At 51.8% G+C, this 15,115-nt stretch carries 18 protein-coding genes; 9 read left to right on the forward strand and 9 right to left on the reverse strand.

Annotation, left to right across the window (positions count from 1 at the left end):
- The first annotated feature begins 34 nt into the window (after positions 1-34).
- From AC6I8K_RS19250 to AC6I8K_RS19285, 8 genes are all read left to right on the forward strand, one after another.
- Positions 35-775 (forward strand): SDR family oxidoreductase, encoded by a 741-nt coding sequence (locus AC6I8K_RS19250; protein WP_064741446.1) that lies wholly within the window; start codon positions 35-37, stop codon positions 773-775.
- 13 nt (positions 776-788) lie between these two features.
- Positions 789-1,637, forward strand: a complete 849-nt coding sequence (locus AC6I8K_RS19255) for a fumarylacetoacetate hydrolase family protein (protein ID WP_064741447.1) — start codon at positions 789-791, stop codon at positions 1,635-1,637.
- Entirely contained in the window at positions 1,634-2,920 is a 1,287-nt protein-coding gene (locus AC6I8K_RS19260; RefSeq protein WP_497827313.1) for an L-fuconate dehydratase, read from the forward strand. Before AC6I8K_RS19255 ends, AC6I8K_RS19260 begins: the two co-directional genes overlap by 4 nt.
- 1 nt (position 2,921) lies before the next feature.
- Positions 2,922-3,776, forward strand: coding sequence for an amidohydrolase family protein (locus AC6I8K_RS19265; protein WP_497827314.1), 855 nt, complete (start codon positions 2,922-2,924; stop codon positions 3,774-3,776).
- Positions 3,754-4,530, forward strand: coding sequence for an L-fucose dehydrogenase (locus AC6I8K_RS19270; protein WP_064741450.1), 777 nt, complete (start codon positions 3,754-3,756; stop codon positions 4,528-4,530). The genes AC6I8K_RS19265 and AC6I8K_RS19270 overlap by 23 nt, the downstream gene beginning before the upstream one ends.
- Entirely contained in the window at positions 4,527-4,877 is a 351-nt protein-coding gene (locus AC6I8K_RS19275; RefSeq protein WP_497827315.1) for an L-rhamnose mutarotase, read from the forward strand. Before AC6I8K_RS19270 ends, AC6I8K_RS19275 begins: the two co-directional genes overlap by 4 nt.
- A 36-nt stretch (positions 4,878-4,913) precedes the next feature.
- Entirely contained in the window at positions 4,914-6,140 is a 1,227-nt protein-coding gene (gene fucP / locus AC6I8K_RS19280; protein ID WP_497827316.1) for an L-fucose:H+ symporter permease, read from the forward strand.
- A gap of 154 nt (positions 6,141-6,294) precedes the next feature.
- Positions 6,295-6,483, forward strand: a complete 189-nt coding sequence (locus AC6I8K_RS19285; RefSeq protein ID WP_064741453.1) for a YjfB family protein — start codon at positions 6,295-6,297, stop codon at positions 6,481-6,483.
- Positions 6,484-6,815: 332 nt separating this feature from the next.
- Here the strand turns inward: AC6I8K_RS19285 and AC6I8K_RS19290 are convergent, their stop codons facing one another.
- The 6 genes from AC6I8K_RS19290 to AC6I8K_RS19315 all read right to left on the reverse strand — a co-directional run bounded on the left by AC6I8K_RS19290 (position 6,816) and on the right by AC6I8K_RS19315 (position 10,661).
- On the reverse strand, positions 6,816-7,388 hold the full coding sequence (locus tag AC6I8K_RS19290) for a TetR/AcrR family transcriptional regulator (protein WP_497827317.1): 573 nt from the start codon (positions 7,386-7,388) through the stop codon (positions 6,816-6,818).
- Between the two features lie 58 nt (positions 7,389-7,446).
- Positions 7,447-8,310 carry an arginase family protein gene (locus AC6I8K_RS19295; protein WP_497827318.1) on the reverse strand — a complete coding sequence of 288 codons (864 nt, stop codon included), beginning with the start codon at positions 8,308-8,310 and terminating at the stop codon, positions 7,447-7,449.
- 276 nt (positions 8,311-8,586) lie between these two features.
- Entirely contained in the window at positions 8,587-9,009 is a 423-nt protein-coding gene (locus AC6I8K_RS19300) for a GNAT family N-acetyltransferase (protein ID WP_064741456.1), read from the reverse strand.
- A 194-nt stretch (positions 9,010-9,203) separates the two neighbouring features.
- Positions 9,204-9,602: a fosfomycin resistance glutathione transferase gene (gene fos, locus AC6I8K_RS19305; protein ID WP_497827319.1), complete on the reverse strand. Its 399-nt coding sequence runs from the start codon at positions 9,600-9,602 to the stop codon at positions 9,204-9,206.
- 198 nt (positions 9,603-9,800) lie between these two features.
- Entirely contained in the window at positions 9,801-10,196 is a 396-nt protein-coding gene (locus tag AC6I8K_RS19310) for a VOC family protein (protein WP_483818079.1), read from the reverse strand.
- Positions 10,197-10,268: 72 nt separating this feature from the next.
- Positions 10,269-10,661, reverse strand: a complete 393-nt coding sequence (locus tag AC6I8K_RS19315) for a VOC family protein (RefSeq protein ID WP_483818078.1) — start codon at positions 10,659-10,661, stop codon at positions 10,269-10,271.
- A gap of 554 nt (positions 10,662-11,215) precedes the next feature.
- On the opposite strand from AC6I8K_RS19315, the gene AC6I8K_RS19320 reads away from it, so the two are divergent.
- A complete protein-coding gene (locus AC6I8K_RS19320; protein WP_497827320.1) occupies positions 11,216-11,497 on the forward strand; it encodes a hypothetical protein in 282 nt (93 codons plus the stop codon).
- Positions 11,498-12,765: 1,268 nt separating this feature from the next.
- Here the strand turns inward: AC6I8K_RS19320 and AC6I8K_RS19325 are convergent.
- The 3 genes from AC6I8K_RS19325 to AC6I8K_RS19335 form a co-directional block, all read right to left on the reverse strand.
- Positions 12,766-13,422, reverse strand: coding sequence for a hypothetical protein (locus AC6I8K_RS19325; RefSeq protein WP_497827321.1), 657 nt, complete (start codon positions 13,420-13,422; stop codon positions 12,766-12,768).
- Between the two features lie 235 nt (positions 13,423-13,657).
- On the reverse strand, positions 13,658-13,870 hold the full coding sequence (cspE, locus tag AC6I8K_RS19330; protein WP_007885867.1) for a transcription antiterminator/RNA stability regulator CspE: 213 nt from the start codon (positions 13,868-13,870) through the stop codon (positions 13,658-13,660).
- Positions 13,871-14,130: 260 nt separating this feature from the next.
- Positions 14,131-15,054 (reverse strand): LysR family transcriptional regulator, encoded by a 924-nt coding sequence (locus AC6I8K_RS19335; RefSeq protein WP_497827322.1) that lies wholly within the window; start codon positions 15,052-15,054, stop codon positions 14,131-14,133.
- Positions 15,055-15,115: the final 61 nt, after the last annotated feature.

Here is a 15,115-nt window from a genome sequence, read left to right on the forward strand (position 1 = left end):
CTGACCATTAGATCTTTGGACCAGAGGAAATGCAATGAATTTATCCGGAAAACGCGTGTTAATCACCGCCGCCGGGCAGGGCATCGGGTTGGCCAGTGCGCGCTACTTTGCTCAGCAGGGCGCAGATGTTATCGCCAGCGATATAAACCTTACAGCGCTACAAAATTTACCCGGTATCCGCGCTTATCAACTGGATGTTACCGATCGTCAGGCGATTAGCGCGGCGGCGCAGGAGCTGGGCACGCTTGATGTGCTTTTCAACTGTGCAGGTGTTGTGCATAGCGGCAGCCTGCTGGCGTGCAGCGAAAAGGAGTGGCAGTTCGCGCTCGATCTTAACGTCACGGCAATGTTTCGCATGATTCAGGCGTTTCTTCCCGCGATGCTGCAACAGCAGCAGGGATCGATTATCAACATGTCATCTGTGGCATCAAGCGTAAAAGGCGTGGTCAATCGCTTTGCCTATAGCGCCACCAAGGCCGCGGTAATTGGTCTGACGCGCTCGGTAGCGGCGGATTACATAGGTGAAGGGATCCGTTGCAACGCCATCTGCCCCGGCACCATCGATTCGCCTTCGCTGCGCCAGCGCATTGCCGCGCAGGCTGAGGCAGAAGGTCGCAGCGAAGCGGAAGTTTATCGCGCCTTTGTTGCGCGTCAGCCTATTGGGCGTATCGGTACCACCGAGGAGATCGCTTATCTGGCGGCCTATCTGGCGTCCGATGCCAGCGCATATACCACCGGTACCGCACAGATCATCGATGGCGGCTGGAGTAACTAACAGGAGGGGAAGAATGAAATTATTACGTGTGGGCGAGCCGGGTAAAGAGCGTCCGGCAATGGTGGATGAACAGGGCGAACTGCGCGATTTGTCGCATTTTATCGATGACATCGCAGGCGATGCACTGCTGCCCTCCGAGTTGGAGAGGCTACGCCAGCTGCCACTCAGCGAATTGCCCAAAATCAGCGGACAGCCGCGCATTGGTGCCTGTGTTGGACGTGTTGGCAAGTTTATCTGTATTGGCCTGAACTATGCCGATCACGCCGCAGAGACCGGTGCTGAAATCCCGCAAGAGCCAGTGGTGTTTGGCAAATGGACCAGCGCGATCGTCGGGCCAAATGACGCGGTGCGCATTCCTCGTGGCTCGGTAAAAACCGACTGGGAAGTGGAACTGGGCGTGGTAATCGGCAAAGGCGGCAGCTATATCGCCGAAGAGGATGCGCTGTCACATGTCGCGGGCTATTGCGTGGTTAACGACGTCTCAGAACGTGAATACCAGATTGAACGCGGCGGCACATGGGACAAAGGCAAAGGCTGCGACACCTTTGGCCCAATTGGCCCCTGGCTGGTGACCGCGGATGAAATCGCCGATCCGCAGCAACTCGATCTGTGGCTGGAGGTTGATGGCAAGCGCTATCAAAACGGTAATACCCGCACCATGGTCTTTTCGGTTGCGCATATCATTAGTTACCTTAGCCGTTTTATGAGCTTGCAGCCGGGCGACATCATCTCTACCGGCACACCGCCGGGCGTCGGCATGGGGCAGAAACCGCCGGTCTATTTACGTCCGGGGCAGGTCATCAGGTTAGGCATCGCCGGGCTTGGCGAGCAGCGTCAAATCACCGAGGGCAGCGAAGAATGACCAGGCTTACCGCACTGCGCGTAGAAGATATCCGTTTTCCGACCTCCGAACATCTCGATGGTTCAGATGCGATGAATCCAGACCCAGATTATTCAGCCGCTTACGTCATTATTGAAACGGATAATGTGGCGATTAGCGGCCACGGTCTCACCTTCACCATTGGACGCGGTAATGAAATTTGCTGTGCGGCGATACGCGCATTGGAACACTTAATTGTTGGTCGCCAGTTGGAGTCGATTACCGCCGATATGGGGCAATTCTGGCGCGACATTACCAGTGATAGCCAGTTACGCTGGATCGGCCCAGACAAAGGCGCCATTCATCTGGCCACCGGCGCGGTGGTTAACGCGGTGTGGGATTTGTGGGCGAAATCAGAAGAAAAGCCACTGTGGCGGCTGGTGGCGGATATGTCGCCGCAGGAGCTGGTACGCTGCATCGATTTCCGCTATCTCACCGACTGCATCACGCCGGACGAGGCACTTTCGTTACTCACGGCGCAGCATGCGGGCAAAGCGGAGCGCATTCGCCAGCTTGAGCAACATGGCTACCCTTGCTACACCACATCGGCCGGCTGGCTTGGCTACGATGACGACAAACTGCGCCGTCTGTGCCAGCAGGCTGTCGACGCCGGATTCTCCCACATCAAACTGAAAGTCGGACGCGATCTCGACGATGATATTCGCCGCGTGCGCATTGCACGCGAAGTGCTGGGGCCGGATCGCCAGTTAATGATCGATGCCAACCAGGTTTGGGAAGTGAATGACGCGGTAAATTGGGTGCAGCAGCTGGCATTTGCGCAACCGTGGTTTATTGAAGAACCCACTAGCCCGGACGATATCGAAGGGCATCGCAAGATTCGCCAGGGCGTAGCGCCGGTGAAGGTTGCAACCGGTGAAATGTGCCAGAACCGCATCATCTTTAAGCAGCTGATTATGCGTGAAGCCATTGACGTCGTGCAGATTGACGCCTGTCGTCTCGGTGGCGTTAATGAAGTGCTGGCGGTGATGTTGATGGCGGCGAAATACCAGCTGCCGGTCTGCCCACATGCTGGCGGCGTTGGCCTGTGCGAATACGTTCAGCATCTTTCAATGATCGACTTTGTTTGTATTGCTGGCAGCCACGAAGGCCGCGTGATCGAGTATGTCGACCATCTGCACGAACATTTCCTCAATCCATGCGAGATTCGCGGCGCGGCGTATATGCCGCCTACCGCGCCGGGCTTCTCCATCGAAATGTATCCCGCTTCGCGCGAGCAATACCGCTACCACGCGCAGGGAGGCTGAAGTGCGAATCGACGCTCATCAGCATTTCTGGCGCTATGATGCGGCGCGCTATCTGTGGATCGATGAATCCATGAAGCGGCTGCAACAGGACTATTTACCGGAGGATCTGGCACCGCAGCTGGCGCACCATCAGTTGCAGGGCTCGATTGCGGTCCAGGCGCGGCAGTGCGTGGCGGAAACGCAACAACTGTTGCAGTGGGCGCAGCAGCAACCGGCAACGCAGGTGGTTGGTTGGATCGATGTCACCGCCGCGGATCTGGCAGAGCAGCTAGCGGCAATGCAACATCCGCTGCTGCGGGGTTTTCGTCATCAGGTGCAGGATGAGCCTGATCCCGCCGCATGGTTGCAGCAATCGCGCGTGGCAAATGGCATCAGTCAACTGCAGCAGCGTGATTACGTGTGGGAAATGCTGGTGACCTGGCGACATCTGGCGGACGCCACGCGCTTTGCCGCGCAGCACGATCGTCACTGGCTGGTACTTGATCACCTTGGTAAACCGGATATTACGCGCGGCGCGAAGACGTGGGGCGAGCAGGTCGCGGAACTGGCCGCGATGCCGCATGTGGTCTGCAAATTGTCCGGGCTCGTGACCGAGGTCGCGCACGGCCAATGGCACAGCGCGCAGCTGCGGCCCTTTATTGACGAGGCGCTGGCGCGTTTCGGCCCGCAGCGCCTGATGTTTGGTTCAGACTGGCCAGTTTGCCTGCTGGCCGCGGAGTATCACGCAGTGGCGCAGCTGATTCAGGACGCAATAGCTGAGTTGTCCGCTGACGAACAGGCCGCCATTTGGGGCAATACGGCCTCGCAGGTTTACAGCCTGACAGGAGAGAATAATGAATCTGTTTTTGCAGGATAAAGTGATTATCGTCACCGGTGGCGGATCGGGCATTGGTGCCGCCATCTCCCGTCTGCTGGCGGAGGAGGGGGCTATTCCGGTCATTGTCAGCAACGCGCAGCCCGATGAGATGTGGCTGGCCGGTCTGCGCGAGCTGCAACCGCAAACAGAAGTGCTGCTGGCCGACCTTTGCGATGAGCAGAATTGTCTTCGCGCGGTTGAGAGTGTACAGCAGCAGTTTGGCCGCATCGACGGGCTGGTGAATAACGCGGGTGTCAACGATGGTGTCGGGCTGGAAGCGGGACGCAGCGCGTTTGTCAGCTCGCTAGAAAAGAACCTGATCCACTATTACCAGATGACGCATTTTTGTCAGCGCGCGCTGGAAATCAGCCGTGGATCGATCGTCAATATTGCGTCAAAAACCGCGTTGAGCGGGCAGGGCGGCACCAGCGGCTATTGCGCGGCGAAAGGGGCGATTCTAGCGTTGACGCGCGAATGGGCGGTGTCACTGCGTCAGAGCGGCGTGCGGGTCAACGCCGTGGTTCCCGCCGAAGTGATGACGCCGCTATACGAACGCTGGATTGGCACCTTTGCCGATCCGCAAGGCGAACTGGAAAAAATTACCCAGCGTATTCCGCTCGGCCAACGCATGACCACGCCGGAAGAAATCGCTAACACGGTGGTCTTTTTGCTGTCGCCGCGCGCGTCGCACACTACCGGCGAGTGGCTGAGCGTCGATGGCGGCTATCTGCACCTCGATCGGGCGCTATTATGAGTGGCGCAATCGAGCGTTATTGTCTGGCGCTGGATTTGGTGGATGAGGCGGAAAAAGTCGCCGAATACCAGCGCCTGCATCAGCGCATCTGGCCGGAAGTGGCGCAGCATTTGCGCCAGCACGGCATAGTGAATATGGAGATATACCGGCTTGGCACCCGACTTTTTATGGTGATGGAGGTAAACGATCGGTTTAACCCACAGGATTTTGCTCAGGCCTCTGAACAGGATCCGCATATTCAGCGCTGGGAAGCGCTGATGTGGCAGTTCCAACAGCCAACGCCCTGGACACCCGAAGGGGAAAAATGGGTGGCGATGGCGCGAATATTCTCTTTGCAGGACCAATAACAACACTTACCGACTGTACCCTACGAGGATATAACCATGTCTACACAACGCGTCGAGACGCCTGAAACTATGGGCGTCAGGGGGACTATTAGCCTGCGCTGGGCGTTCATGCTGATTACCACCCTGTTTTTCATGTGGGGCGTGTCATACGGCCTGCTGGATGTATTGAATAAACACTTTCAGGAAACGTTAAACGTCACCAAAGCTCAATCGGGATTATTGCAGGCGGCCTATTTCGGTGCCTATTTTATTGTCGCGCTACCGGCCGGCTATTTTATGCGGCGTCATGGCTATAAGGCCGGAATATTGGCGGGATTAGCGTTGTACGCCATCGGCGCACTGTTGTTTGTGCCAGCAGCGATGGTCAATAACTTCTCGGTATTTCTGTTCGCGCTGTTCGTGCTGGCTTGCGGGCTTGGTTGCCTGGAAACCGCCGCTAACCCGTATGCTACCGTGCTGGGCGATCCGAATGGCGCGGAGCGTCGTCTCAATCTGGCGCAATCGTTTAACGGTCTGGGACAGTTTGTTGGGCCGATGATTGGCGGTTCGCTGTTCTTTACTCAAGCCAGCCAGGATGCGGCGCAGGATAGCGTCAAAATGACGTATGTGATCATTGCCTTTGTGGTCATCGCCATTGCGCTGTTATTTAAACGCACCGCGTTGCCGGATATTCGCGAGGCCGCCAGTGAACATGCATTGCAGCCTGGCGCCACGTTATGGCAGCAAAAACATTTTGTCGGCGGCGTGGTTGCGCAGTTCTTCTATGTTGCCGCCCAGGTTGGGGTGGGCGCCTTCTTTATTAACTACGCCACTGAGCACTGGCAAGGTGTGACCAACCAAAGCGCGGCTTATATGCTTTCGGTCGCGATGATCTGCTTTATGTTGGGGCGTTTCTTCTCAACCTGGCTGTTGGGCAGGGTGAAACCGGCCGCGATGCTGGCGGCTTACGCGCTCATCAATATCGTGCTGTGCGCCGTGGTGATGCTGGGCGCTGGCGATGTCTCGGTGGTTGCGCTGATCGCTATCTTCTTCTTTATGTCCACCATGTTCCCAACCATCTTTGCCATGGGCGTTAAAAACCTCGGCCAGGCGACTAAGCAAGCCAGCTCGTTTATGATCATGGCGATTGTTGGCGGCGCGATTATGCCTTACTTCATGGGGCTGATTTCTGACAACGTGAGTACTGCCGTGGCTTATAGTTTGCCGCTGGTATGCTTTGTTGTGGTGCTGGCCTATGCGTTACGGCAGCACAGACATTCATGATTCTGTGAATGGCCTAAGGGGCGATTCTTCGGAATCGCCTCGCGAGTTATCGTTTCCCCAAAGCTATAAAGTCTTGCTCCGCTATGCCGATAACCGTTTCAGGCTTTTAAAAGCTGTTTGAGTCGTCAACATTGGTATTAATCAGGAGAGCAAGATGGATGTATCACAAATTACATCACTGGCTACTGGCCTTGATAACATGGAACTCGCTAACAAAATAAGCACGTTAGTACTGAAAAAGACGTTGGATAATCAGCAATCGATGGCATCGGGCATTCTGGACTCAATTCCTCAGTTGCCTGCAAATCCTGCAGTTGGACGCAATATCAATACCACTGCCTGATGGTTTATTAGTGAATTACGTCAGTACTCACTGTTTTATAGAGTGATGTCGGTCTGGGCTCACTCCAGATCGCCTTTTGGATAGAACCTGATTTATGTCAGGTTCAAATCCTTCTTTGAGCTGAATGCCCGACTTAGCCGTATGAGAATCCCGCTTTTAATGAGGGCGAGGCAGCCATTGTTATAAAGAGGCAAATCAGCAACCCGCATAACCATTTACGCATGAAAAATCCTGGGTAAACGACAAAAAATAGGGGGCCAGGATATTCCAGTTTAAGTGGCCGCAGCTAAATTGTTCAGCGGTACACTACCCACGCCGCAGTGTCAGGATAATTAACAGAGTATTTTTGCCATCAGGTCCGGGAAAGCAGGCACATCCCGGCTGAATGAGAAATCGGGGTTAATCGCCTTGCGGGCAATCAGTCCATCAATAAACGCAAACAATATGATGGTGATTTCTTCTGGATTGAGATCACGACGAAATTCGCCTGCGGCTATGCCTTTTTCAATAATTCCTGCGATGCTCTGCCGCATAATTTTGTCACTGGAAATAAATGTCTTTTGCAGATCCGGATTCCGGGCTGACTCGGCCATGATTTCAACCCAGAGATGATGGGTGACCGGATAACCCACATCGCTGATGCAGGAAGTAACTTGTCTGCACAGCCGATCAAAATGCGAGCCGGCGTAAGGCTCATCATGAGCAATCAGGGCGGAATTCTGCTCTTCCAGAACAATGGCGCGAATGAGCTCATCCTTGCTTTTAAAATAGGTGTACATGGCACCCTGACTGATACCGGCGCGGGTGGAAATTTCACGCACGCTGGTTGCACTGAAGCCTTTTTCAGCAAAGCAGGCAGCGGCTGCGGTAATCAGCTTATGGTAGGTTTCGGTGTTTTTTAACATAGCGGCCTTAGTCAGTGAATTAATACCGGCACTTTAAAGCCGGCCCCTTCAGCTCAGATTATTTCAGCAGAGGTAATTCGCTTAGCATATTTCTGAGGTTTACCATATCCCAGGGCATATGTTCAGCGAGAGTAAGACCTACGGGTTCAGCCTTTGAAGTGGCCTGATTGATCAGCCTGAGTACGTCTTCAATGGTGAGTTTCCCTTCAGCCACGTCACCGAATTCATGCTCTCCCCGACCAGGCCGTGCAAAAAGAACAGACCTGAAAAGTGCAGGGTCCAGCACATCCAGATCAAAATGGATGGCCAGATACTCAATTTTCTCCCGGGCAATCCAGTCCAATATTTCTTTGCCACCCTTTTTGACCTGTTCAGGGCCTGAGGTCGCAATTTTATGGCTCGAGAGGTAGTCGCTCTCATAAGGGAGAGGATCGTGGATACCGGCGATCATGATTTTCGACGGAGAAAGCTTGCGCGGGACGTGATCCACTAAATCCTTGTCCCCGGTGCCGATGAGCGCGCCCAGCACGTGGGCATGTGCATGCTGAAACTGTTCAGGTGTCTGAACGTCAGGATGGGAGTCGATCCAGAGCACGCCAAGCTTGTCACCGTATTTCTTTAGCAGATGCGCAAAAGGCGCAAGTGATACCAGGCAGTCACCGCCCAAGACAACCAGGGCGTCGGGATCGTGCTTTTCGATAAGGGCAGCTGCAGCGTTCAGCTGGCTGATAATCTGAGGTTTGCCAGTAATACCATCTACTTCGGTCAAGGTCTGGCCGCCGGGCGGAGCAACGGGGACTTGTTCTACAGGGCCTTTTGCTTCAGGCGCGAGGAAAGAAAGAAGTCGGGATCCAAGGTGATAGGGAGGATTATTTCCACCTTGCCACTGAGGAAAAGAAAGTCGAAGAGTGGTCTTAGCCATAGGTTACCTGCATTAATTTCGATTTTTTCAAAGCATTATGCTGCAGTTAGGCTTCTGGCATTAGAAACCGCACTGCCATATGGGACAATAAAACACCAGTGAATGAACGATCATTCATTTTGAGCTATGAGTGGATTTTACGCAAGCAGGAGCTTTTCAGTCAGCACACTACAACTGAGGATTTGATTTGAACATGCGTTAAATGACGTCCGCTTTAGACACGAAGCGGATAAGCTGTGGCTCAAGGTCCGCTATGAGTGAAAAACGGACGTTTACTTATGTAGGTTTAGTTCGTTTCCAGACCCTTGCCATGCCTTCACTCGCAGGGCTGACTCGCGTGAAGCCAAATTTTTCGTACAACTCCGGGACATCAGCCATTAAAGTTACATAAGCACCATCACAGGCATTTTTATCGAGCCAGTTTGCCAAATTTTCCATTAACTTGCGGCCCAGCCCCTTTCCCTGATGCTCTGGATCAACAGCTACATCGACAATTTCCATATTAATGGCGCCGTCGCCCACTATACGTCCCATGCCAACGACAGCATTCTGCCAGCATATATGCACGCCATAACAGCTGTTAGGAAGCCCCAGGCGGACACCCTCTGCGGTACGAGGCGTCAACCCTGAGATAATGCGTAAGCGGCAAAAATCCTCTACGGACGGAACAGTTTCAACAACCTGATAGTAATCAGACAAAAGGTTATCCTCTGGGTAAGAGTCCACTTTTGAGCCCAAAGCGGACTGACTTGGGCAGAGGGTCCGATATGAGCGAGGAGTGGATGTTAATATTTAAATGTGCTGAAAGTACAAACGCTTCGTTTGAGTCTGGATTGTCCACTGCCGTTTACTCTGATTATCTAAATGTGAGCGTTGGACATCCTTTTAAATCACTAGAAGAACTCCATTTTTTCATAGGGATGAGTTTTACAGGCGCTGAGGCGGCTCTCCAAATCTCCGTCATGAACTTCCAGTTTGTGTCCATCAGGATCCAAAAAGTAGATTGATTTCCCTTCGCTCTTATTTGTTTTCCACTCTGTAACACCCGATGATTTTAGGTGATCAGCATACACATCGAAATCTTCGCTTCGGATGCTGAATGCGTAATGAGTGTAATCCTCCCGTTTAGTCACTGCATCAGCAGAAAGGCATAACCACAGATTTCCCAGGCACAGGTAAGCGCCGCTGGCCCATCTGGCCTTAGGTATAAAACCAAGAATATTAACGTAAAAATCAAAGCTTATTGAAACATCACTTACGGCGATGGTTATGTGATTCAGTCCGTTAAGCATGCGGTGTCTCGCGAGCAGGGGGCGGGAGGCTAAGAGTAACTCAGCTCATCGCCTGCGTGAATCGGAAGTATGAGATCCGCTTTTGGCACAGAGCGGACGCAGAAGTAAGGTCCGCTATGAGCAAAAAGCGGACGTCAAAGTTATTACGACAGGGTAGTTCTGCCACATTAAACATAACAACTCGGCCGAAAAATAATCTCAGCACTCTCCCCAGTGCATGTTTTGAATAACAACCCTGTATCCATCTATGTCCTCGAAGGTAACGCCATTGCGGTCCCAGTAAGGATTGAATGATTTAACCCTGGTAAAGCCAGCAGCATCCATATTTTCACAGGTAATTCGCCAGCTATCTTTTTCAGGAATGTACAGAACCAGAAGATCTTCATTTGAGGGCGAAGGTATCACCGGATGATCATGGTACTGGGTAAACTCAAGGTGCCAGGATAAGCCGTTCAGTCCTAACATATATCCGCTGAATCCATCGTGGTCAGTAAAACCGCCGATTTTTTCTAACCCAAGCCCGTTACAGTACAATTCACAGCTTTTGCTGAGTGCGCTGACAGGTCTGGCTATCCTCATGTGCTGCAATACCATAAACATCTCCCTTTCTTAACCTGACTTACCATAACACCCCTGTTGCGCTCCGACTTCAGTTAAGGGAGAAAGCTATACAACGTTCTCCAATAGCAGCTTTGCCTGAAGATATTCATAGCTGGTCAGCTCAATCTTATTATCGCTAAGATCTTTAAAGTACACGGACATAGATACATCGTGATCGCATACGGTAAACGGGATGCTTTTAGCGTTGAGAGCAGGCACAAGACTGAAAAACGCAGCCGCTTCTACCGCGAAAGCCACCGTATGACCGGGATGCTGATTTTTCCTGAGAAACAGGGAAAGTGATGCGCCGTTATTTCTGATAACTAGCGGCCCTCCCTGCTCAAACCAGAAGTACAGCGAGTCGTCGCGGGAAAAGCCAAGAACCTCTTGGTACCAGCGTTCTGCCGGTTCAATGTTCTCGACGTATACGTGTATGTGGTCAATCTTCGTTATCTTCACAGTCGCCACCCTGATTGTTATTACCAAAGAGACTCTCTTAGTCATTTTTGATAAACAACCCACCAAGCACATGACAACACTCGATTTACCATAAGATCTCATCGATGGCGGCTTCAGATATTCAACATAGCAGTCGTTTACAACGTCCGCTTTTGGCACACAACGGTCATTCCTTGTAAAACTGTTTCCCTTTCATGCTTTTCGGCAAGTTTCGCCGCACAGCATAAGTATGCGTTTCGGGCTAATTGGCGTAGGTCCGATGGCAATAGAAAAGGTCAGGCAGTGAGCGGTGCTAAATTTAGGTATCTGCTGAACTCCGTATTTTCACCATTACTTCTTTGTTCTGATTATGTGGACTTCCTACCTTGCTGTTCGTCGGGGGGCAATTTGAATCGCAATCAGGTAAATCGCCCAAACATTAGCTTCCATCTCGTCTTCAAGAATTGCGGCTGTGGGTGATGGAGTTATGGGGCAGGAATGGGGTAAGGGGGGCTAAAAATTTGACATGGAGTTGATAATCATTATCATTTATGCGGATTGTGAAAGGAGAACACATGAAAATCTACTGGACCCTAAAAAGCATTCCCGAACTGGCCGGCCTAACCCTGTGGGAGCGCGGAAGACGGTGGCGTAGCGCATATAAAGCAGCCTTCCGCCATTGGCAGACCTGGGCGGGCCTCGCCGTCTGCGGGGCCTTTGGCTACGCAGGATCGTATTTTTTCGGTATTGTCGGCACAGTGCTTCTGGCCGGGCTGGGCGGCTTTGTGTACGGTCAGATTGTGACACACGTAGTCCTTAAACATTATCGTCACCGGCTGCGCGGCGAAGCCGGCTGATCTTTCTGAGCTGTACAGCCTTCGCGCGTAGCAGACCCGCACGCGACAGGTTTTAGCTCAACGCATCCCAGTGAATGTAGCGCTGAGTCAGCTCAAAGTCAGCCAGTAGTAGTACTGGCTCCAGGAGCCGGGGAAAAGAAGACAGCGACGCACCAAAAGCGTAGCGGCGCTCAGCTTCAGTCACGTTTTCTGTCGTTCAAGCGCGCTATGGTGGTGAAACCAGCCCAAGCTAAGTCCTTTTGCTGGCTGCGGAATAAACATTTAACTGACGTAAACAAACATTGTTCATCATCTGTTCATCTAGCAATTAAAGCATGGTTGATAGAACATCTGATTCTGGCAAGCGGCATTTCTAATGCAAGCCTAAGGACGGCTATGAGCGAGAAACGGACTCAAGGGTAATATGTTAGGTAACATAGAAATGAAAATCTAAAAACGGATGCCACTTCCAGTGAAAGAAAACAATTGCCAGACCTGTAATCAGCCAATGAGTAAGACACCAGACACATTGAATTTTGACTGTGGCGGAGACTGTTTAAGTTGCATGGCCTGGCATGGCGATCCAGACGCATTGGAGGTGGTTGAAAGATTTACAGGTGAAAAAGTTGATGTCCGTGGACATCGATAAGTTTCATGTAAGGTTGAAGGTCAGCCATGAGCGAAAAGCGGACGTTTACTTTTTGAATGCAGAATGCCAGACGATACACAAACTGCATAACAGGCGTGATGCCGCAGACAAGGAAGCTACCATCCTTCCTGGCGGCCGGTTAGTCACTGATAACTGCTGCATAAGCGGATTAGTTGAGCGGTGACGCCACCTATAGCGGCCGCAAAACTAAACGTCCCCCCGAGCGAACGCGAGCATTGACGCGGCAAAGACAAATATCACGTGGCCCAGTGCATACAAGCAGAACGCAACCGACAGGGTACTGAACTCTGACATTCTGTTCGCCTGGCGGGGCATCAACCAGGCGCCTGCAACCGGACAAGCAAAACAAATGAAAAAATACCCTGTTTGTGCTTCTGTCATACTGATGGCATGAAAATGCAGGGGTAGCAACACAACGGCGGTGAAAAAAACATTCATGGACGATAGCGCGGCAGTCTATGTCAGTCTGACTTCAGCAGACGCTTTTACCTTCGCTTCTGATAGAACGCTGTCTTTCTCAGTGTTGTCATCCGGACGCGGAACAAATATGAGCAACCTGGCTGCAGGATGTACTGCAATAACTCGACTGTGCTCATCATGTTTATTCCCTTGATTTACTTCACCCACCATCGCTGCGCTTACAGCCCGTTACTTGCGGGTAAGGCAAGCAAACCAGCATCGTTTTCTTCTTCGGTTCAAAGCCATGATCAATCATGCAGCGTTGGGCTTGAGCTGTGCGTCCGATACTGGCTAATGCCAGATTCGATCCGAGTGGTTTCGGGTAGCCGCAGGCATACATTACGGGCAGCGCTTCCTTATTGTTGGCAATCTCAACTGAATAATGCTGAGATGCGCCCGCTTTACGCCAGGTGATCTGCATGTCTTCATCTCGGCCAGAATTCGGTTTGATTGGGTAGAAGCCATCATCAGCGTTAAAGGGTAAAGCTTCGAGTTGAGACAAGCTCAGCGGATGGCCCTGTTTTTCTTCAACGCAGGCCGGCAGTTCCTTCATGACTTCACAAAATTCAAACCCGTTTTTCCGCGTAAATCCCAGACGTTGCATACATTGGAATTGCAGCACCTGTTGGTTTACAGGTAAGTCATTCAATGTGCCTTTTTCGGGTTCGCCACAGGCCTTCATCGCGGCCCTAACGTCATCTTCTGTCGTTGAAGGTCGCTGCCACTGCGTAAATTGAGCTGGCGGCGGGCATCCGGTGAGTAAAAACAGGGAGGTGATTACCGCAGGTAAAGTCATAAAGTGCGATTTACGTAACATAGCGATCCTTATTTGTAACGCTCAGGCTGCGCTATTACTGCTTAAATATTGAAGAATATCAACTATGAAGAATAATCAGGGAAGACGTGTTGTGATCGCCACACAGGCCCAGGCCACACAAAATTCAGGCAATAAAAAACCCGCACGAGGCGGGTTTTTTTATTATCAGCAGGTCTTATCTGCTCAGACTATTGTCTTCATCGCTGTTGTAAGCGTCGCTGATAATGCGCGCGGCTTACAGAGGGGTAACGTTACCCGCTGCTGGGCCTTTGGCGCCATTTTCAATGGTGAAGGAAACTTGCTGACCTTCATCAAGAGTTTTGTAGTTGTCGCTCTGAATAGCAGAGAAATGGACGAATACGTCCTTGCTGCCATCGTTAGGAGTGATAAAGCCAAAACCTTTATCAGAGTTAAACCATTTTACTAAACCAGTCATTTTGTTAGACATAGATACTTCCTTAATTGATGAGCCACTAATAGTAGCGATGATGGCCTGAAGTGAAAGATTAACTTATTGGGCACTTAGGAGGAGGCTCTCGAAGAAGGATATCTAGGGATAACACTTGAACTGAGGACTGCTTTACTAAAACTGCTTCATAAGGTCTGTGTTCCAAACCGATGACGCATTAAGACATAGCGATAATAATTTAGCAACGAATATGTTTATTTATTTTAACCGTTTAAACACTTGGATGGCTGAACGGCCGCTCACACCTCGTCCTCTAACGACGCGGTAAAAAACTGGCTCAGCAGTTGCCAAAGGTAATGTGCGGCGGGCGTTAGCCGATGATCGGCACTGCGCAGCAGATGGCACTGACTTTCGCGCGCGATGCGATGATCAATCGGGATCGCCACCAGCTCGCCGCGCTGCAGCGGCGCTTTTATCGATTGCGCAGTCATAAATGAGATACCCAATCCAGCCTGCGTCAATGCAATGGCGCTGGAGAACAGGTTGCAGCAGTACGAGGGGGTGAAAATCAGCGCTTCACTTTTGAAAATAGCGTTGATGTAGCGCTGCAGGCCGAAGTTCTCGTTCATGGCAATTAAACGATGTTCGGTTAACTGGCTAGCGCTCACGGTGGCAAGTCCAGCTAAAGGATGATCCGGCGGCACAATGGCGCAGATCGGTCCGCGTTGAAAGCTTAGGCACTTCACGCCCGGCGGTCCGGCAGGGCCAAAACTCACTGCCATATCCACCTCACCTTTGGCAATCAGCATCACCGTGGTTTGCATATCGCCAGACATGATGTTCACAAACACGCCGGGATAGGCGACGGAAAACGCCTTCACCACATGCCGCACGACATCGTCCACCATGCCCTGGCCGACACGAATGTTGATCGATCCGCCGCGCATATGGCGTAAATCCTGCAACTGGCGTTCCAGTTGCTTGCGGCGCTGGCTGGTTTGCGCAAAATCCTCCGCCAGCATTTTTCCCGCTTCGGTCAACACCACGTTGCGCCCACGCCGTTCAAGCAGTGGCAGTTGCAGGCTGCGTTCCAGTGATGATAGCTGTCGACTGATCACTGAGGGATTGATGCCGAGCGCATCCGCCGCGCGTCGAATACCGCCATGCACGCCGACTTCATACAAATAACTTATGGCTTTCTCAGGATAAGTGGACAACGTCATAATTTTTGCCAATCTGTTGCTTTCAGAGCAACAATATTAACATTTACTGCTTATTTTTTAA

The organism is Pantoea sp. X-Soil-ISGK-421 (genome assembly GCF_059730785.1).